The sequence below is a fragment of the Streptomyces sp. NPDC020801 genome (genome assembly GCF_044334385.1).
Lineage (GTDB): Bacteria > Actinomycetota > Actinomycetes > Streptomycetales > Streptomycetaceae > Streptomyces.
This window is the reverse complement of the sequence record NZ_JBIRST010000028.1, coordinates 1-20,125: the sequence shown is the minus strand read 5'-3', so window position 1 is coordinate 20,125 and position 20,125 is coordinate 1. Positions and strand designations below refer to the sequence as shown.

General features: G+C 69.9%; 14 protein-coding genes. 7 read left to right on the top strand and 7 right to left on the bottom strand.

The features are described from left to right. The first annotated feature begins 102 nt into the window (after positions 1-102). Entirely contained in the window at positions 103-1,365 is a 1,263-nt protein-coding gene (locus ACH4UM_RS36315; protein ID WP_398189150.1) for a PucR family transcriptional regulator, read from the top strand. Between the two features lie 141 nt (positions 1,366-1,506). On the opposite strand, the gene ACH4UM_RS36310 is transcribed toward ACH4UM_RS36315, so the two are convergent. From ACH4UM_RS36310 to ACH4UM_RS36290, 5 genes are all read right to left on the bottom strand, one after another. Beyond that, positions 1,507-2,313 carry an alkaline phosphatase family protein gene (locus ACH4UM_RS36310; RefSeq protein ID WP_398189307.1) on the bottom strand — a complete coding sequence of 269 codons (807 nt, stop codon included), beginning with the start codon at positions 2,311-2,313 and terminating at the stop codon, positions 1,507-1,509. A gap of 356 nt (positions 2,314-2,669) precedes the next feature. Then, positions 2,670-3,608, bottom strand: coding sequence for a hypothetical protein (locus tag ACH4UM_RS36305; protein ID WP_398189148.1), 939 nt, complete (start codon positions 3,606-3,608; stop codon positions 2,670-2,672). A 144-nt stretch (positions 3,609-3,752) separates the two neighbouring features. After that, positions 3,753-4,871, bottom strand: a complete 1,119-nt coding sequence (locus ACH4UM_RS36300) for a Ca2+-dependent phosphoinositide-specific phospholipase C (RefSeq protein ID WP_398189145.1) — start codon at positions 4,869-4,871, stop codon at positions 3,753-3,755. Positions 4,872-5,156: 285 nt separating this feature from the next. Further along, positions 5,157-5,570: a hypothetical protein gene (locus tag ACH4UM_RS36295; protein ID WP_398189143.1), complete on the bottom strand. Its 414-nt coding sequence runs from the start codon at positions 5,568-5,570 to the stop codon at positions 5,157-5,159. Between the two features lie 185 nt (positions 5,571-5,755). Beyond that, positions 5,756-7,144, bottom strand: a complete 1,389-nt coding sequence (locus ACH4UM_RS36290) for an MFS transporter (RefSeq protein WP_398189140.1) — start codon at positions 7,142-7,144, stop codon at positions 5,756-5,758. 107 nt (positions 7,145-7,251) lie between these two features. Between ACH4UM_RS36290 and ACH4UM_RS36285 the strand changes: the two genes are divergently transcribed. Continuing rightward, entirely contained in the window at positions 7,252-7,842 is a 591-nt protein-coding gene (locus ACH4UM_RS36285; RefSeq protein WP_398189137.1) for a helix-turn-helix domain-containing protein, read from the top strand. 186 nt (positions 7,843-8,028) lie between these two features. On the opposite strand, the gene ACH4UM_RS36280 is transcribed toward ACH4UM_RS36285, so the two are convergent. Further along, a complete protein-coding gene (locus tag ACH4UM_RS36280) occupies positions 8,029-8,718 on the bottom strand; it encodes a hypothetical protein (protein ID WP_398189135.1) in 690 nt (229 codons plus the stop codon). 387 nt (positions 8,719-9,105) lie between these two features. Here ACH4UM_RS36280 and ACH4UM_RS36275 point away from each other — a divergent pair, with 387 nt between their 5' ends. From ACH4UM_RS36275 to ACH4UM_RS36260, 4 genes are all read left to right on the top strand, one after another. Next, positions 9,106-9,456: an MOSC N-terminal beta barrel domain-containing protein gene (locus ACH4UM_RS36275; protein ID WP_398189132.1), complete on the top strand. Its 351-nt coding sequence runs from the start codon at positions 9,106-9,108 to the stop codon at positions 9,454-9,456. Between the two features lie 537 nt (positions 9,457-9,993). Continuing rightward, complete coding sequence (locus tag ACH4UM_RS36270) at positions 9,994-11,412, top strand: nucleobase:cation symporter-2 family protein (protein ID WP_398189129.1); 1,419 nt, start codon at positions 9,994-9,996, stop codon at positions 11,410-11,412. Between the two features lie 434 nt (positions 11,413-11,846). Continuing rightward, positions 11,847-14,309, top strand: a complete 2,463-nt coding sequence (locus ACH4UM_RS36265; protein ID WP_398189126.1) for a SpoIIE family protein phosphatase — start codon at positions 11,847-11,849, stop codon at positions 14,307-14,309. Between the two features lie 240 nt (positions 14,310-14,549). Next, positions 14,550-16,649: a serine/threonine-protein kinase gene (locus ACH4UM_RS36260; protein ID WP_398189123.1), complete on the top strand. Its 2,100-nt coding sequence runs from the start codon at positions 14,550-14,552 to the stop codon at positions 16,647-16,649. 9 nt (positions 16,650-16,658) lie between these two features. Here ACH4UM_RS36260 and ACH4UM_RS36255 read toward each other — a convergent pair whose 3' ends face one another. Further along, positions 16,659-16,883 carry a hypothetical protein gene (locus ACH4UM_RS36255; protein WP_398189121.1) on the bottom strand — a complete coding sequence of 75 codons (225 nt, stop codon included), beginning with the start codon at positions 16,881-16,883 and terminating at the stop codon, positions 16,659-16,661. 1,227 nt (positions 16,884-18,110) lie between these two features. Between ACH4UM_RS36255 and ACH4UM_RS36250 the strand changes: the two genes are divergently transcribed. Beyond that, on the top strand, positions 18,111-20,125 hold a 2,015-nt coding region (locus tag ACH4UM_RS36250; protein ID WP_398189118.1), incomplete at its 3' end, for a condensation domain-containing protein.

Here is a 20,125-nt window from a genome sequence, read left to right as displayed (position 1 = left end):
CGACGGCCGCGGAGCCCTGGACAGCATCTCCCGTCACAGTGCACGGGGCGGAATACTGTGACGGGTCACAGCAGGGACGGCGCCGAGCGCTGGAGGAGCGCCATGACGGCTGATCCACCGCACACCCCGTCGTCGGACCCGTTTGCGACCCCGCCGGAGGGGATCAGCCCCGAGGCCCGGGCTCTCGCTGCACGCTGCGAGCCCCTGATCAACGAGATCGCCCGGCGGATGTCCCGTGACTCCTTCGAGCGCATCCCCGGCTACACCGACCTCCCGGCCGATGTGAAGGACCTGGAGATCGCCGCCACCGCGCGATACGGCCTGCGCCTGTTCGTTCAGCGGATCCAGGCACCCTGCGAAGCCGACGACGACTATGCGCTGTTCCGCGAACGGGCCGCCCAGCGTGCCGAGGAGGGCATGCCGCTGCCGGTCCTGCTGCGCAGTCACGCCCTCGGGGCGTACGTGCTGTGGGAGACACTGCGGACGGCGGCCGGCCCGGGGGAGGAGACCGCCCTCACCGAACTCTCCGGCCTCCTGCTGCGCGCCCAGGAAGGCGTCGTGGGCGCGGTGACCGAGACCTACCTCCAGCAACGGGCAGCCCTGGACGCCGAACGGCGCGAGGAGCGCCGGTCCGACGTCCGCGCGCTGCTGGACGACTCGCTGCCACCGGACCCGGCCTCCGTGCGGAGGCTCGGACTCGAACACGGCGGGCTGGTGCTCTGCCTGCGCGGTCCACGCGCCGAGCCCACCGCTGCCTCAACGGGCTCCACCGTCGCCGAACGCCGCCGCGAAGGCCGGCTGCAGACCGTGCTGAACCGCGCCTTCGGCACCGAAGTCCTCACCCTGTTCGAGGACGGCGGCGGATATGCCGTCGTGCCGACGCGCACCGGTGAAGGGCCGCCGGAACCACCTCCGGGCCTGGCCGGGCGGATACGCCGCGCCTGGGACGCCGACGTGCGGGTGGCCGCCGTGGCCGTGGCCACCGCTGCCGACGTCCCGGGTGCCGCCCGCACCGCCGCCGGCATCGTCCGCGTGGCCACGGCCTGCCGGCATCCGCCCGGCCTGCACCGCATCGAGGACGTCCCACTCGAATTCCACCTCGCCCGCAGCAGCGAGGCCGGCCCCCTCATCGCTGCCGTACTCGACCCACTGGCGAGCCGGCCGGAACTGATGGACACATTGCGGACGTACCTGGACTGCAGCCAGGACCGGCGCGGCACCGCGCACCGGCTCGGGCTGCATCCCAACACCGTCGACAACCGGCTCGCCCGCATCGCCGAACTGACCGGCCTGGACCTGGCCGCGCCTCGCGGCACGGCGCTGGCGTTCTCCGCTCTCCTGCTGCGCGACTGGAGCGCACGGTAGCTCCCGCGAGCCGACCGGACCCGCCCGATGCGCGGACCGCGGCCCGCAGCCGGTGGGTCAGGACCGCTGCCCCCTGTGAGGCAGCGGTCCTGACCCCCGTGAACCGTTGCGGGTCGGCCCCGCGTGAAGCCCGACGCCGGGTCAGTTCCAGATGCCGGTGATGTCGGAGGCGCTGGCCGCGGCCCCCGCGTGGCCGGTCAGCCCGGCCAGGTCCTCGAGGGTGCGCAGCGTGTCGTAGTGGTTGTACCGCGTCGAGGTCGAGCTGCCCGGCGCCACGTGCGCACCGTAGAACACGGTGGCGATGTGGTTGCTGTGCGAGCTGTCGTCCTCGTCGAAGGTGACGGCCAGGACGCTGTTGTGCGTCTGGGCCCAGGTGGCGTAGGCGCCGAGGTTGTTCTGCAGCCAGTTGTCGCCCGTGGTGATGGAGCAGTCGTGCATGTCGTTGCACAGGTTCGGGATGACGAACGAGACCTTGGGAAGGGTGGTGTAGTCGGTCGGGAACTGGGTGAAGGTGCGGGCCGTGTCGAGCGGGACGTTGTTGAAGGCGAACCACGGGTTGTGCTTCCGGGCGTACTTGGTGGCGGAGTTGGTGCACACCGTGGAGCCCTGGGAGGGCAGGCCCTCGTTGTAGCTGCCCCAGGTCTGGCCGGCGGCGATGAGCTCGGAGCCGAGGTTCGCGGCGCTGCTGAACTGTGGGGTGTAGCAGTTGTCGTTGGTGATGCCCTGGTTGTTCCCGGAGAACAGGTCCAGGTAGTTCGGCTGGCTGGGGTGGGTGATGGCGTACGAGTTGGTGAGGTTGGCGCCGCCGGCCTTCAGCGTGTTGTTGAGGTACGGGGCACTCGTGCTGCCGATGACCTGCTCATAGGCGTGGTTCTCGAAGACCACCACGACCACGTGGTCGGGGCTGGGAAGCGTGGCGGCCTGGGCAGCCGGGGCAGCGGCCCACATCCCGACCAGCGCGGCGGGGAGGGCAGCGGCCAGGGAGAGCGTCCGGTGGGAGCGCTTGATGCGGGAGAGCAAGGACACGGTAGACCTCCTGTGTGAGCGGCGGACACGGCGTGGGAGGTTGTCTACTGATCAGGCGCGTCTGTTCTGGCGTTAGGAGATTAGGACGTGCTCTCGCGGCCTTCAGCTGACGGGAGATGAAGAACCGTCAAACGCCTCTTGGCTGCCCGGGGCCCGTCCGACCCTCGTGTTCACCTGCCCGAGGGTTGCCCTGACGCACCGGGCACCGCTCGCTCGGCGCACCGCCCGGACACGCTCCGCGGTATCGATCACGGCCTGCTGCGGATATGTGATGTCCGTCAGGGAGCGTCAGTTCCCGCGCCCTCCTCGGGGCCCCGGTATCGCTCCCGCAGCCGCGATGCAGGCTGGTAGTTCGGCCCGGCGGTTTCGTCCACACGTGCGAGCAGCAGTTCGCAAGGAGGTTCGAGGCGCTCCGCGAACTCCGTTGAGAGATCCGCGCCGAGCAGCTGCCAGGGCAGGGCCGTCAGCTCGTCAGTGAGATCCTCCAGATGCTGACGCAGCCGTAGACCGGAAGGAAGGAGCCTGTGTCCTGCGGCGAGTTTCTTCCGCGACAGCAGTTCCCAGCCGTCGTTGATCTCCTTCTCGGTCTGCCCCCGGGACTTGCTCAGCCAGTCACCTCCGTAGCCCAGCCATTCGTTGTGGAGGACCGATGCTTCCGAGGACGTCAGACCGGCCGAGGCCACCAGGGCCCAATGCGAGTCCCCCCGCCATTCGCGGATCGCGTTCACCGCGTGCCAGCCCGAAAGCAGGGGGTTCCGGGGGCGAGGCATGGACACGGTCGCACCGAACAGCACCCGGCCCAGCCTGGGGAGGCGGTCGACCACAGACCACAGCGCCGGGCCCATCTCGACCAGCGGGTCGACGATGCCGGGCGCATAGCGGTGCAGCCCCTCGTCGACTGCCTCGTCCCGGAGGTTCCAGAATTCGCGGAATGCGGCAGCGTCCCCCTTCAAGAGGTCGAAGGTGATGGCGATTCCGACCGAGCTGATGGTGCCGAATGCGGCAGTCAGAGCCTCGGCCCCGGCGGGCGCGAGTGGCGCGCCACGGGAAGCGATGTAGCCGAGCGGCCCCGGGAGCCCACGGGCCTCGAACCGCGACACGGCCCCAGGGTCCCAGAAGATCCATCCGACGGTGGTCTGTACGGAGCGCGCGTTGCGACGGCTCGTCTCCCGCCAGTGATCGTCTGCTACCTGGTCATGCCACCGTTCGGACACCATCGATGTCCACCTCTTCTCGCTCGCTTCGCCACGGCCGGTGGGGTCACCCGCCGGGTCTCGGGGTGGCCGTCATTTCCTGTCGGGCCTGCGCCGCCGGCGGGCCCTCTCCCCGGGGGCGGGTCGGCGCCTGTGCGGGATGGCCTGTCAGCAGTTACGGGGCCAGAGAGTGAATGCTCCGGGTGTGTTCATCCAGTCGAAGGTGGTGGCGCTGGAGTGGCCCTGCTGGGCGAGATACCGGACACGTTGGGCGGCGGCGGTGGGGTCGGGGCTGGTGTCGTCGAGTGCGGGGGTGACGCTTTCGGCCGAGCCTTCGACGGTGAGGTAGTGGCTGCCGCAATACCACGACATGTCGTAACCGACGTTCAGCCAGTGGGTGGCTTGGGTGTCGAAGATGACGAACCATGGACGCAGGGCGGCATCGTAGATCAGGCGGGGGTCGCCGTTCGGGCTCGGTTTGGTCATGGCGGGCCACATCGAGGCCTCGTCGAGCCGGCCGTCCGCCGCGAGACCGGCCAGGTGCTGGGCGTATTCCTGTTCGGTGGAGAGGTTGTCGAGGTCGTAACCGGCGAGCCTGTTCTCTATGGTGCCGGTGATCGGGAAGACGATGAATTTTCCACGGAGCTGGTTCCAGGTGGGCCAGGCTCCGGCCTTCGCCGCGGCGTCGAGGGTGGGGTAGGTGGTCCCGAGCATGTCTGCGGGTGTGAAGAGGTTGTTGGAACCGAGGTGCTTTGCCACCAGCTGGTCCAGCTGGGCCGGCCCCATTGCCGCGCGGGAGCGGAAGCCCCATTTCAGCTCGAGTTTGATGTAGATGGGGTCGTGATCGGGGTGCGCATCACTCCAGGCTTTGAGGTCGTCCAGGCAGGTTCTCAGGCTGCCGTTCTCCCATGTGGTTTTGAAGACTCCGGATCCGGTGGTGTAGGTGCAGTTGTTGTCGTTGGCCAAGGGATCAGAATGGCTGACGATCCATCCGCCGGGGTTGCCGAACGTGCTGTAGGCGTCGATTTCCAGCAGGTGGGCGCCGAGGTCGAGGCCCTTGGTGATCGACTTGGACTTGCTCTTGTCGTAGGCGTTGTGCAGTCCGGACACCGAGATCTGGTTCAAGGGAACACGGTTGAACGCGGATGTGTCTGCCGCCGGTTCGGCCGTGGAGGCGTGGCCGGGCGTGGCCGAGGCCCACGGCAAGGCCAGGCCCAGCAGTGCGGTGGCCGCGAGAGCGCAGGCCTTGCGGCTCCATGAACGGGTTTCGGGGACAGCGGAGGGCATCGGAGCTCCTTACGTCTGGAAGTCCTCGCTCAGGTGGATTGCCGGTGGACCGCGACATGCGGGCGGCGGCGCCGGGAGCGTCCGTGACTTCGTCGGGTTGAGGTGCTCCGCTGCGCAGGGGACTGCGTCTCACGGAACCTCCCGAGGCAGGAAAGCCGGCCATCAGTTGATAGCAAGCGACCGCTTACCTCGGAAGTGGACATGCCAAAAACTTTGCCTGGAACGTGGCCAGGACGGTCAGGGCCCGCTGCGCCTTCGCACACCGGGCCCCGGGACGCCACCGTTTCAGCGGGTGACGCTGACGCCTTCCGTGCTGCTGCGGGACAGCAGCCGAGGCCGGTGCGTCTTGGCGTCGGTCTCGGACAGCAGTGCCCGGAACTGCATCGTCCCCGGGTGAACGGCTCGCACGCGCAGCCGCAGGTGCGGGGTCGGGTCGACCGTCACCGGCGTGCACGCCAGGGTGTGCCAGGCTCCCGTCGTGCCCTGACGCTCCTGCGCGCACAGTGATGTGGGCTGTCCGTCATCGTTGCCGCCGGCTGCCTTCACGGCCACGGTGTCGCCCACGTGGGCGTGGTGACCGCTGACCGTGAGTTCGGCGTCGCTCTTGGCGAACGCCGAGGTGGTGGAGAGCGCGACGGCACTCGCCCCGATGAAGGCGACGGCGGTCAGGCGCAGGGAGTTGCGGTGGTGATGGATCACTGGTTGTCCCCGTACGGAGTTGAAGGAACGTTACGTCACCTTCTGTGAAGGTCTGCGGGACGGCGGGGTTGCGTCCGCCGGCGCAAAGATGAGTCAAAGCGGCCGTATCGAGCCAGTGTTCCGACCACGCCACCTGCCCGGCAGGCGACCGCCGATCCCGGTCGAACGCTGCACGAGGTCCGACGTCACTTCTTCGGCCGCGATGCATGGGCCGTGAGGATCAGGAGGAGTCCGCAGGCGGCGACCAGGATCCAGCCCGGGCGGGACGCGTGTGCGAGCTCCGCCGGGCCGGCATGCGTGACCAGGCCGCCGGCGAGGGCGATACCGAGTGCAGAGCCGAGCTGTCGTGCGGTGGACGTGATCGCTCCGGCCACACCGGCCCGGGCGGGAGGCAGACCGCTGACCGCGGTGTTGGTGATCGGCGCGTTGGCGAAGCCGAACCCGATGCCGATGAGCAGGTAGGCGAGCAGGAGCAGAGGCACGCTCGTGTGCCGGTCGAGCCGTACCAGGCAGAGGCCGCCTGCCATGATGAAGCCGCCGGCCAGGAGCAGCGGCGGCCGCGGTCCGACGCGACCGACCAGACGGCCGGACCAGGGTGCGCAGACGGTCGCTCCCACAGCCATGGGCAGGGTCGCCACCCCGGCGGCCAGAGGTGTGAAACCCCGGGTGTGCTGCAGGTAGAGGGTGTTGAGCAACAGCGTCACGTTCAGGGCGGCGAAGACCGCCACCGCACCCAGGACCGCGCTGGTGAACACCGGAGCCCGGAACAGTCGCAGATCCATCAGCGGCTCATGCCGGCGGGACTCGGTCCACACGAATCCGACCGTTGCCACGGCGGCGAACCCATAGGCGGCCAGCGCCGCAGGCGACGTCCAGCCGATGTGCGGCCCCTCGATGAGGACCCCGACCCAGGCCCCGATGACCCCGGTCAGCAGGACCTGTCCCGGAAGATCGAGCCGCCGCGCCCGCGGCCCCCGGGACTCGGGCACGAACACCGCGCTGAGCACCAGGGCCGTCACGATGACCGGAGCGTTGATCCAGAACAGCGACCGCCAGCCGAACACCGCGACGAGAGCGCCGCCCGTGACCGGGCCCACCGCCATGCTGAGCCCGAACACCGACGCCCAGACGCCGATCGCCTGCGCTCGTTCCCTCGGATCGGGCATCGCGTTCACCACGATCGCGAGAGCCACAGGACTGAGCATCGACGCGCCGATGCCCTGAACGGCACGGGCCGCCACCAGGGCGCCCGCCGAAGGTGCCATCGCACAGACCAGCGAGGCCGCACCGAAGACGATCAACCCGGACTGGAACACCCGCCTGCGTCCGAAGCGGTCCGCCAGCGCACCGGAGGAGATCAGCAGACCGGCCAGGACGACGGTGTACGCGTCCACGGTCCACTCGAGACTGCGCGTCCCGACCCCCAGGCCGTGCCCGATGGCGGGCAGGCCCACGTTGACGATGGTGGTGTCCAGACCCACCAGGAACATGCTCAGGCAGCAGACGGCCAGCACCGTCCAGCGCCTGCGCGCGCTCAGAACGGGCCGAACAGGGTGAGTCGTCGTCGCGGTCACGGTCTGCCTCTCACATCCGGGAGTACCTGGACGGCAAGGCTCGGGCAGGCCGGCGGCCACCGGCCAGCATATTTGCGAAGACCGCAAAAGATCGCACACTGCACCACGTGGACACAGAACTCGAGCAGATACTCGACGGCATCGGGCCACGGCTGCGCACCCTGCGCCAGGAGCGAGGACTCACGCTGGAGGCGCTGTCGGCCACGACCGGGATCTCGTTGAGCACGCTGTCCCGACTCGAGTCAGGCAGGCGGCGCCCGACCCTGGACCTGCTCATCCCGCTTGCACGTGCACACCGCGTCGCACTCGACCAGCTGGTGGCCGCACCGGCCACCGGTGACCCCCGGGTGCATCTCACGCCCCTGCGCAAGGGCAACGGCAGCATCCTCGTGCCCCTGACGCAGTACCCGGGCCGGGTGCAGGTGTTCAAGCACGTACTGGCTCCCCGCGAGCCGAAGCTGGTGACCCACGACGGCTACGAGTGGCTCTACGTCCTCGCCGGAGAGCTGCGTCTCATCCTCGGAGAACAGGAATGCACCCTCCACCCCGGCGAAGTGGCCGAGTTCGACACCAGAGAACCGCACTGGTTCGGTCCGGCGAACGCGAGCGCTGTGGAGATCCTGCACCTGTTCGGACCGCGGGGCGACCAAGCCGTCGTCCGCGCAAGGCGGAAGACGAACCAGGATCACGACTCGTGAACAAGGTCCTTGCGAATCCTCCGGGACCTTCCTGGGCACGCCGATCCCGGGTTGAGGTTCCAGACCGTCCCGGAGTGCGCCCGCCGCGCAGCACTGGTCGTCAACACGTACCACCAGCAGGCGCCACCCGTGCCTGCGAGTCACGCTGACATGACGACCAGTGACCGGCAGGCCACCGCATGCCGCTCAGGGGGTGAACACCTCGTCCAGGCGGTCGATGGCCCCGTCGCCCCCGAGGTGGTACTTGAAGACCAGCCCGCTGTCGGGGTGCGCTTCGAGCCAGTCGAGGAATTCCTGCACCCCGATGTGCTGGTTTTCCGCGCTTTCCACGACGGGGTTGGTGGCGGTGACGTATGCGGCCTGGTCCATGGGCATGTATGTCTCCTTGCCCACGGTCACGAACGGCGCGCCGTCCGAATCCTCGGAAGCGCAACCCCAGTTGCCGTACTTCACGATCAGGTTCAGGGAACCGCCCTCGGGGGTGTAGCGGTAGACCGCGATCTCGTCGGGAGAGATGGGCATCTTGTGATCGCAGCCGCCGGCCGTGGCGGTGGGACTCGAGGCGGCCGGCTTGGCGGGCGCCGGGGTGGCGGTGGCGGCCGAAGTGACTGAGGAGGATGGCGGCTTGGTGCCGCTCGCAGCGGTCGTCGGCTTGCCGGTGGGCTTTGTCGCGGCCTCGGTGGAGCCGGCTCCCGAACCGCCGGCATCCGGCTTGGCCGTCGCCGTATGGCCGCCGGCCGGGGGTGCCGAGGTGTCGCCGTCTCCGTTGCACGCCGTGAGCGTCAACGCCAGGGCGGCGATGGCGGACACGCTCGCCACGGCCGCACGGAGAGCGGCGGTGGGTCTGTGACGGGAGGTCTTCCTGGTTGTTGCCACGGTGGATCCCTTCTGGCGGTTGCAGCCCGTGCGGGGCCGATCTCTGTCGCAGGGACGGACGATTTCCCGCCAGGCACAGTTGCGACGGACGCGGGTCGTTGCCGACTTGTGACAGGCCTCCTACCCGCCCCACCAGGCGAGTCGGTGACCGGCCCCACAAGACTGGCCGCCTGATGCCCGGAAGAGGATTCCGGCCATGGGCGGCCGCGTGCACCCGAGATCACGCCCGGCGCACACGGCGCAACAGCGGTGTGTGCGGCCGGCGGGCCCGCGCCACCACTCGGTGACCGCGACCACTGCATTGCCGGCATTCACCATGGGGTCCAGGCGAATTGCGGCGGTGATCGTCCTGACTCTGGGGGAGTGGGAGCGGCATAATCGATCTCCATGGGGACTGTGGCTGCGATATCGCGGTATCCGGTGAAGTCCATGCTCGGCGAGACATTGCTGTCCGTGGCCGTCACTCACCGAGGGCTCTCGGGAGACCGGACACACGCCGTACTCGACGACGCCGGAGCGGTCGGGAGCACCAAGCACCCGAGAAAGTGGCAACAACTACTGGACTGCCGCAGCCGGTTGACCGATGACGGCACCGTCCAGGTCGAACTGCCCGACGGAACGGCCCTTCCCGCCGGGGACCCCGAACTGGACGCCCTCCTGTCCTCTCCGTTGCGCCGCGGGCCGGCGCGGGCCCAGCCCGGCCCCACCGGGCGCCGTGGCCGAACCTCATCCGGATGATCGGAGAAGAACGGCGGTCGCCGGGGGGTTGCCGAATTCGGAGACACTTCGGCACCATGCGGAGCAACGGGCTGTTGACAACAGCGGACTGCCGGCGTCACGGCATGCGTCACTGTCGCTCCCCGGCACTCAGGAATCCGGACATCAGGGAGGTGGCGTGATGAGGCTCGTACGCAGGCGTCTCGCCGATCTCCGGTGCCGTGTCCACCAGTCGGCGTGGACGCGCGGTCGCGTGGCGCACGGCGTGCCGCGTGCCCGTGAGGGCTCTGGGTTCTGAGTGCCGTGTGCCGCTCGTGACCTCGACGTTCCCCCTCCGGCTGCCTGACCGTATCTGATCCCCGGTATACGCCGTCCGTTTCGCGTGCTGTCGCATCGCACTCGGCCACGTGGACGAGGGGACAGCACGGCTTCGAAACCCCCCACCGGCTGTCCGTCTCCGTGGTGCCGTTCTGAGCGTCGCCGTCTCCTTCCTTCTCGCTTCCCCATTCGTGCTCTCCTTCTCCCTTCCCCATTCCCGCTCGGTCCCGGAGGCCCCCCGTGTCACACGCCCCTGCTTCACCCGCGCCCGAATCCGCCGCCGGAGGAACCGTCCGGCATCCCGTCGACGAGTTCCTGCCGCCCGCCCGGCTGGGTCTGCTCGGCTTGCAGCATGTGCTGGTCATGTACACCGGCTGCGTCACCGTCCCACTGGTCTTCGGGGCGGCTGCCAAGCTGGACGCGTCCACCGTCGGCCTGCTGATCAACGCCGACCTCCTGGTGGCCGGCCTGGTGACGCTGCTTCAGGCACTCGGCATCGGCAAGCTGCTGGGCGTGCGGCTGCCGGTCGTCGCGGGTGCCACCTTCACCGCCGTGACCCCGATGATCCTCATCGCCGGCGAATACGGCATGCAGGCGGTGTACGGGTCGATGATCGCCGCCGGTGTCTTCGGGCTGCTCGTCGCCGTGCCCTTCGCCCGGGCGGTGCGCTTCTTCCCGCCGCTGGTCAGCGGCACCGTCATCACCGTCATCGGGCTCTCCCTGATCGGTGTGGCGGCCGGGCTGATCGCCGGCCTCGACTCCACCGCCAAGGACTACGCCGCGCCCTCGCACCTCGCCCTGGCCGGCGGGATCGTGGCGTTCATCGTGCTCGTGAGTCGCTTCACCAGCGGATTCCTCTCCCAACTCGGCGTGCTGCTGGGCCTGATCGGCGGCACGCTGGTCGCCGTTCCCATGGGACTGACGGACTTCTCCGCGGTCGGCGACGCCGACTGGCTCGGTATCGCCTCGCCCTTCCACTTCGGCGCCCCGGAGTTCCCCGTCGCCGCCGTCGTCTCCATGTGCGTGGTGATGCTGGTGACGTTCACCGAGTCCACGGCCGACATGCTCGCGGTGGGCGAGATGACCGGCCGGCCGCTGTCCCGCCGTGAACTGGCCCGCGGCCTGGCCGCCGACGGAGTCTCCGGCATCTTCGGCGGCATCATGAACGGCTTCCTGGACACCGTCTTCGCCCAGAACGTCGGCCTGGTCGGCCTGACCAAGGTCCGCAGCCGGTACGTCGCTGCCGTCGCCGGAGGCGTCCTCGTGCTGCTCGGACTCGTACCAAAGCTCGGCGAGGTCATCGCCCTGCTGCCGGGTCCGGTGGTCGGCGCGGCCGGGCTGGTCATGTTCGCCACCGTCACTGCCGTCGGCATCAACACCCTGCGCAAGGTGGAGTTCGAGGGCACCAGCAACCTGCTGATCGTCGCCGTCTCCATCGGCGTGGGCATGCTGCCCGTGATGGCCCCGGCGATCTACCACGCCTTCCCGGCCTGGATGCAGATCATCGGCGGCAGCGCGATCACCAGCTCGACCGTGGCCGCCTTCCTGCTCAACCTGCTCTTCAACCACACGCCCGGCCGCCGGAGGACCGAGCCGGAGCCGGAGCCGTCCCCGGGACCGGCACAGGCGGCTGAACCCGACTCAGCCCCCGCCACCTGAGCCCCACTGCATGCCGTATCAGCGGCACACACGGGGGCTCTGGGAGCCGCCGGTGGGTGCGTCCGGGGAACCGCTCCCGCACCGGACGACGCCGGACGGGTCCGCCTGCCGGGTCGTGCAGGAGTCGCTGATCGGCACAGCCTCTCAAGGCCGGGAGCGCGTCAGGGTCGCCCCTCGCCACACGGCCTTGCGTCGTCCTCGACCTGCTGGCCGCTGCTCGTCGGGGCCCGCTTCCTGCTCACGCCCCGCTCGGCCGCCGCCGGCTACGGCGTTCCGGCCAAGGTAGTGCCTCGCGGTGTGGCAGGGCCGGCCGGGTCCCGGTGGCCTTCTGACCCCGCGCCCTGGCTTTGGCCGCCGCCCTGCCGCCTGTGATCGATGCGCCCCGCTGGGTCACAGCTTGGGCGCCGGCGGGCTGACCTGCGCATACTGGATGCATGTGCGGGATGACCGTCGGCGAGGCGGCGGAGCGTGAGGACCTGCTCGCTGCGGCCGTCGTGGATGCCCTCCGGGGAACGAGCGCGTACGCGGCCAGTGTTTTCCTGCGTTCCCGCGACCGCCGGTCGATCGTGCTCGCCGCGGCGTGCGGGGTGCCGCCCTCCCTGCTGGGTGGCTGGCGCTTCATCGCGGTGAGCAGTCTCATCCCGGTTGCCGTGGCCTACAGCTCGGGGCGCACGGTCCACCTGGCAAACGCCGAGGAGACGATGCGGCGCTATCCGCAGCTCGCGGTGGCTCTGCCGTATGCCTTCGGCTCCTGCTCGGTGCCGGTGCGCGCAGGTGGGGAGCCCTTCGGATCACTGGCGATCGTATGGCCGGCGTCTCCGGGCAGCGAAGGGCTGTCCAAAGCCCAGCGTCGCCATCTGCGGAGCGTCGCCGGCCGGCTTGGTGACTGCCTGGTCGCACTCCGTGCCCGTACCGGTGATCCCGTGGAATGCGCCCCGGGGACGGTTCCCGTCGAGGTCCCGGCTCCCTCGGCGGCGGCGGCCGTGCGGGTGGGCTTGTTCGACTGGGACCTCGGCTCCGGCACCCTGACCGTGGACGAGACGCTCTGCGGGATCTTCGGTCTCGCCCCTGATGCCTTCGACGGGCGCGCCGAAACGCTTGCCTCGCGCCTCCACCCCGGTGATCGTGCCGCCTTTCGTGCCTGTGCCGGGAAGGCGGCCGACAGGGGCCGGATCACCGCGCAACGCGTGCGCGTACGAGATCACAGCGGCGGCGGCGAGGGGTATCGCACGGTTGAGCTGTGGGGCCGCGTACCCGAAGCCGACGACGCGCGCGCACGTATGCACGTGGTCGGTGCGGTCGTGGATGCCTGGGCCGGTACTGCGGCCGTCGCCGCGCTCGAACGGCTGCGGGACGGGCTGTTCTCCCTCGCCCCCGACGGACGGGTCACCTACGCCAACCACAGCGCCCTGCACCTGCTGGACGTCTCCGCCGACGAGGTACTGGGCCGGTGCCTGTGGGACGTCCTGCCGTGGCTGTCCGACCCCGGCGTCGAGTACCGGCACCGGTCCGCGATGATCTCGCAGACGCCGTCCTCCTTCCTGGCGAGCCGACCGCCCGGCCAGTGGCTCGACTTCTCCCTCCACCCCCGGGCGGACGGGGTGACCGGCCGAGTGGTCCCCACCACCCATCCGCCATCGGACCCTGGCGCCCCCGTCCCGGCCACTTCGCCGTCCGCGACCGCCCCGGCGCGCCTGGGCGTCATGTATCACGTACTGCAACTCGGCAGTGCGCTGACCGAGGCAGTCACCACACGGCACGTCTGCGAAGTCGTCTCCGACCAGCTCCTGCCGGCCTTCGCAGGCCAGCAGATGGCGATCTATACGGTCCGCCGGGGAAGGATGCACCTGCTCCACCACACCGGCCACCACGAAGAGTTCCTCGACTGGCTGCAGGGCGTCCCGCTGAACGCCCACCTGCCCGGAACAGAAGCCCTGACGTCCGGTGCCCCGCTCTTCATCGAGTCCCGGCAGGACCTCGCACGAGGCTACCCGGGCACCCCCACGGGCCAGGTGAGCTCCTGGGCGTATCTGCCGCTGATCGCCTCCGGCCGCCCTGTCGGCACCTGCGTCCTCGGCTTCGACGAGATCCATCACTTCACCGAGAAGGACCGCGGCGTGCTGACCGCACTCGCGGGGCTGATCGCCCAGGCCCTGGAACGAGCACGGCTGTACGACTCGGAGTTCGCCGTCGCGCATGGACTGCAGCAGGCCCTCCTGCCGCACCGCCTGCCGGCAGCCCCGGGCATACGCACCGTCGCACGCTACCTTCCCGCCACCAGCGAGATGGACATCGGCGGTGACTGGTACGACGTCATCCCCACCGACAGCGGGGTCTGTCTCGTCATCGGCGACGTGGAGGGGCACAGCATCGCCGCCGCGGCCACCATGGCCCAACTGCGCTGCGCGGTAAGGGCCTTCGCAGCCGCTGGTCACTCGCCCGGCGACGTGATGGCGGGCGTCAACCGTAGCCTCATCGACCTCGACTCCCCCCTGCTGGCCAGCTGCTGTTTCATCCACCTCGAGCCGCACAGCCGGCAGGCCCACGCCGTCACCGCCGGCCACCCCCCACCCCTGCTCCGCCGCCCCGACGGCAGGACCGACGTCCTCGACCTCGACGTCGGCCCAGTCCTCGGCGTGGACCCTGCCAGCGCCTACCCCCAGACCCGTATCGCCGTCCCGTCACGATCCGTCCTCGCCCTCTACACCGACGGCCTGGTCGAGGAACCCGGAACCGACATCGACGTAGGGATCGACCGCCTGCGAGCATCACTGGCCCACGCCCGCGCGGACTCACTGGACGAACTCGCCGACCGGCTCCTGCACAACGCCCGCGGCTCCGCCTACCGGGCCGACGACATCGCCCTGCTGCTCACCGAGCAGTACGCGCCCGCCTGACCGCGGCCTCTCCCCGAAGCTCGCCCCAGCCCTGATCGATCACCTCGGACGGAACCGGCCCGGCGCCGCGTACGACTCCTTCCCCGGCTGACCGCGGAAAGCGGGCGACGCGACTTGATCGAGTCACGGGTGCGGATCCATGGGCGAGTTGCCGCCCCTTGCGGGATGTGCGATACGTGGAGGGAGGCCTTTTCACCGCTCGCCAAGGACCCCTGCTGGCCCGTCCAGGAAGGGGGAGCCATGACCGGAGCGAACGAGGCCGCCGGGCGCGTGATCACCGGGCGCTACCGGCTCCTGCGCCGGCTGGGCGCCGGCGGCATGGGACGGGTGTGGCTGGCCTACGACCAGGAACTTGCGTGCGAGGTGGCGCTCAAGGAGATAGCCCTGCCGCCGGACGTCCCAGAACGCGAGGTGAGCACCCGGATCGCGCGGGCCCGCTGTGAAGCCCGGCACGCCGCCCGGCTGCGCAACCACCCCCACGTCGTCAGCGTGCACGACATCGTGGAGGACGGCGGTCTGCCCTGGATCGTCATGGACTTCGTCCCCGGCGCCATGGACCTGGAGGCGGTGGTGCACGAGTGGGGGCCACTGCCGCCCGCCGAGGTCGCCCGAATCGGGCTGGCAGTACTCGACGCCCTGCTGGAGGGCCATCGGCTCGGCATCGTGCACCGGGACGTCAAACCGGCCAACATCCTGCTGACCCACCCCGGGCCGCAGCGCTCCTGCACCACTGAGGCCGGCCAGGTGCTGCTGACCGACTACGGCATCGCGCTGCAGCCGAACTCCGGGGAGGCCCGGCTGACCACCTCCTCGGAGATTCTCGGAACCCCGCGCTTCATGGCCCCGGAACGAACCCGCAGCGAGGAGTCGACCCCGGCCGCCGACCTGTTCTCACTCGGCGCCACCCTGTATTTCGCGGTCGAGGGAACCGGACCCTTCGACCGCGATTCCTCTCTCGGAACGCTGAGCGCCCTGCTCTTCCAGCCGCCCACCCCTCCGCACCGGGCAGCGGAGCTGACCCCCGTCCTCCTCGGCCTGCTGTCCAAGGACCCAGCGGAGAGGATGGACGGTGACGAGGCCGCCCAGCAGCTCACCTCCATCGCCACGCGGTCCCACTCCGCCCTTTCGCGGCAGTCGGCGCTCCCACGGCTGATTCCGCCCGCGCGGCCTGCCGTCTCCAACTCGTCGCGTCCCCAGGAAGCCGTCCCGACGACCGAGTACGCCCCGCCGGCCGAGCCGGAGGAACCGACCGGCCCGCCTCCGGGGCCGTTGCCACGCAAAGGTGACGAGGCCCGGCCGCGGCCCCGCCCGCCCAGGCCCGGACGCCGGCGGACCGGGCTCCTCGTGGCGGCCGTGCTGGTGACGCTGACCGCCGGGGGCAGTGGCCTCTACCTGACACAATGCCGCTCCCCGAGTGCGGGACCACCCGCACCGACATCCGTGCTGTCGATCCGGGTCGGCGACTCCCCGCAGGGCATGGCGGTGTCCCCGGACGGGCGCCGGGCCTACGTGGCCAACTTCGCCTCACGCTCGGTGTCGGTGATCGACGTCGCGACGAACCGCACGGTCGGCGGCCCCGTCCCCGTCGGTGACACTCCGGAGGGGGTGGCGGTGTCGCCGGATGGACGCCGGGTCTATGTGACCAACAGCTCCGCGGGCTCGGTGTCGGTGATCGATGCCACGAGGAACCGCACGGTCGGCAGCCCGATCCGCGTCGGTGACACTCCGGAGGGGGTGGCGGTGTCGCCGGACGGACGCCGGGTCTATGTGACCAACGGCAGCTCGAGCTCGGTGTCGGTGATCGACACCGCGACGAACCGCGCGGTCGGCAGGCCCATCCCCGTCGGCCGCTTCCCGCAGGGCGTGGCGGTGTCCCCGGACGGGCGCCGGGTCTACGTGACCAGCTTGGGCTCCGCCTCGGCGCCGGCCTCGGTGTCGGTGATCGACAGCGCCACGGATCGCACGGTCGGCAGCCCCATCCGCGTCGGCAGCACTCCGGAGGGGGTGGCGGTGTCGCCGGACGGGCGCCGGGTCTACGTGACCAGTCTGGGCTCCGACTCGGTGTCGGTGATCGACACCACCACGGCCCGCACGGTGGCCGGCCCCATTCCCGTCGGCTCCCGGCCGGCGGGGGTGGCGACGTCCCGGCAGGGACAGCGCGCATACGTGGCCAACTCCAACTCGAGCTCCGTGTCGATGATCGACACCGCGAGGAACCGCACGGTCGGCCGCCCCGTCTCCATCGGGTTCCGCCCGGCGGGAGTGGCGGTGTCCCCGGACGGGCGTGAGGTCTATGTGGCCAATGGGGGCTCGAGTTCCGTGTCGGTGATCACGTTCTGATGGACGACCTCATGGCGGGGTGCAGCCCGGCGGATCCCAGATGCGGTTGTGGCTGTCGTCGTAGTGGTAGCCCGAGCAGGGCCCGAGCGGTGCGGAGCGGGACCACTCCGTCGTGGCCTTCGTGGTCTGAGGCACCGCCTCGGCGGTCGCCACGCCCACCGTTCCGGCGAGCAGCGCAACGGCGCAACATGTGCCGACGAGGTACCGAGTGCGGTTCCGGTCGCTTATCGCCATGATGATCTCCCTTTGGGCGGATAGGCCACCTCCCATCAGCGTGCGAGGTGGCCATGACGGTGTCAAACGGCCACCGAGGAAGTTCCGTCTGCGCGGACCTCGGGGCTGATGGCGAACCACTCTCCTCGCCCGGTTCCCGGGGGAGGCGCGCGAACAACAACCATCCGACGGACGGCGGCGGCCGGCTTCGCGATGCGCTCCAGATCGATTCGATCCAACATAGTCTCCTCCTGTGTGAGCGGGGAAAGGCGTCCACTGATCCGGCGGGCTATGCCGACGGTGCGGGCGGGTCACTTCCCGTATGACCTCACTCCTTCATTGGGCCATGGCGCCCTATTGCGCGTAATGCCACTACTTCTCGGGGCTTGACAAAGGGCAGGGGGCGTGCAATGTGGCTGGGAGCGCCGCCGAACCTGACAGCGGCCTGCACGGACCGCATCTCGTTGATCGGGCGGAGCCGTAGTTCGCCCGTGCGGAGGCCACCTGGCCGCCACTGGGAAGCCAGGTGCCGACGCGCACGGCCATGCGGCCCGGCCGGTCACCGACCAGGAACGCCACGGGCCTTGTACTGGTGCGGGCCGGCGAGCAGATCCCGGGTCACCGGGCCGGCCGGGTCCGCCTCTCCTCGACGCCCTCGACGTGGCCCCATGGCACCACGACCGCGATGGAACTCCCGCTGGACCCGGGCTGGTTCATCGTTCGGGTACGGGCAGCCAGGGCGGATGCAATGGTGCCGGCGGCGTGCTGTCGTTGTCCGGCCCAACCGATCCAAGCTGCCGCGCGCCGAGGCTTCACGCAAATTCCTTCGTGATCTCTTGATCCCTTATCTCTGACCAACTTCTTTCACCCAGGTGGCCAATCCCTCAAGTCGCCTCAACGATTGGGTGCGACGAGTGCCCCGGTGATCTGGATACCACGTTCGCGGGGAAGGGGGATGCCTGCATGGGGCGAGCGGCGTTACGACCGCGCAAGAGGCTGTGGAGTTCGCGCGGGAATTCGCACCGGACCAACCGAACAAGGTCGAACGCCCGGCGTACACGATCTGCACGTCTGGGCCGGTGGGACAGCCCGCACAAGACCTCGGTCTCCTTCGACGTCTCGGTCGGAGCCGGGCATGGAGATCCCGATCCGGACCTCGTCCACCTCCCCGACCCACGCCGAGCCGGCCCTTCGCCGCAGTGAAATGTCGACCCCTGCTCGAAAGCAGTTGCGCAGAATGATCGAAAGGTGAACGAGAAAATGATTCCCCTGTCGTACGCGCAGCGTCGCATCTGGTTCATCAACCGGTTCGCGGGTCCGTCCTCGACGTACAACATCCCGCTGCTCCTGCGGTTCACCGGAGTGCTCGACACCGCCGCGCTGCGCACCGCGTTCCATGACGTGATGGTGCGCCACGAGGTCCTGCGAACGGTGTTCGGCGAGGTGGACGGCGAGCCGTTCCAGCGCATCCTCGACCCGGCCGAGGTCGAGCTGCCCTGGAAGGACTGGGGCCGGGTGGCCCCTGATCGGGTGCCCGGTGTGATCTCCTCGGTCACGAGCAGCTGGTTCGACCTGTCGGACGACGTACCGCTGCGGGGAAGCCTCGTCCAGAGCGGCGACGAAGAGTTCCTGCTGGTGCTGGTGATCCACCACATCGCCGGTGACGGCGGGTCGTTGGCGCCGTTGGCGCGGGACGTGTCCGTGGCGTACCGGGCGCGGACGGCCGGTCGTGAGCCGGACTGGACCGAACTGCCGGTGCAGTACGCGGACTACGCGTTGTGGCAGCGGGAGGAGCTGGGGGACCTGGCGAACCCGGAAAGCCTCCTGTCGATCCAGGCGGCGTACTGGCGAGAGGAGCTCGCCGGGGTGTCGAAGCCGTTGCCGTTGCCGCTGGACCGGCCACGGCCCCCGGTGGCGAGCCACCGGGGCGGGTCGGTGGAGATCGGCCTCCCGACCGAGATGCGGACGCGGGTCGAGGCGATGGCTCGTGCTCACGGTGCGACGGTGTCGATGGTGTTCCAGGCCGCGCTGGTGGTGTTGCTGCACCGGTTGGGCAGCGGCGACGACGTGACGGTCGGATCACCGATCGCGGGGCGCACGGATGAGGCGCTGAACGATCTGGTGGGTTTCTTCGTCAACTCGTGGGTGCTGCGGGTCCGGTTGTCCTCGGAGTCGTCGTTCGAGTCGGTGCTGGACCAGGTTCGTCAGAAGGCGCTCGCGGCGTACGAGAACCAGGACGTTCCGTTCGAGCGGCTGCTCGAGTTGCTGCGCCCGGAGCGGTCTGCCGCGCACCACCCGCTGTTCCAGGTGGTGCTCGCGTGGCAGAACAACCTGCCGCCGGAACTGGACATGCCCGGTGTGACGGTGTCGATGGAGCCCATCCCGACCGGCACCGCGAAGTTCGACCTGTTCTTCAACCTGGCGCCGGACGAGTCAGACGGGTCGGTGATGGGGGAGATCGAGTACGCGACCGACCTCTTGGACCGCTCGACGGTGGAGGGGATCGCGGAGCGGTTTGTGCGGGTGGTGGAACAGGCGGTCGCCGATCCGGGGATCGCCGTAGGCGCCGTCGACGTGCCGGCCGTCGGCGAGCGGGAGCACGGCGGCACGGCCACACCGCCCGCGGCCGCGGGCCGCCCGCTCGACGCGGACGAGCGCCACAAGATTCTGGTCGAGTGGAACGACACGGCTCGCGACTTCCCGTGTCCCGGGCCGCTGCACCTGCTGTTCGAGGAGCAGGCCGAGCGGCGGCCGGACGCGGTCGCGTTGCGCTGGGCCGGCGGAACCATGACCTACGGTGAGCTGAACGAGCGGGCGAACCGGATCGCCTGGGACCTCAAGGAGCGCGGCGTCGGCCCGCAGACCGTGGTCGGCATCGGCATCCGCCGTGGCCCGATCATGATCGCCGCGGTCTTCGGTGTGCTCAAGGCGGGCGGGGCCTACCTGCCGCTCGAACACCCGTCACCCGCCGAACGCGTCGCCGGCATGCTCGCCGACACCGGGGCGCACCTCGTGTTGACCACATCGGACACCGAACCCCTGGCTCTCCCGGCCGGTGTCGAACTCGTCGAGGTGGCCGGTGAGCAGGAGCCACCACACCCCGTCGCCGAGGGAAACCCGGAGCCGGTCGCCGGGCCGGACGACACGGCGTACATCATCTTCACCTCCGGCAGCACCGGAAAGCCCAAGGGCGTCGAGGTCACCCACCGGCCCGTGCACAACCTGCTCAACTGGTGCTACCGCACCTTCGGCTTCGGGCCCGA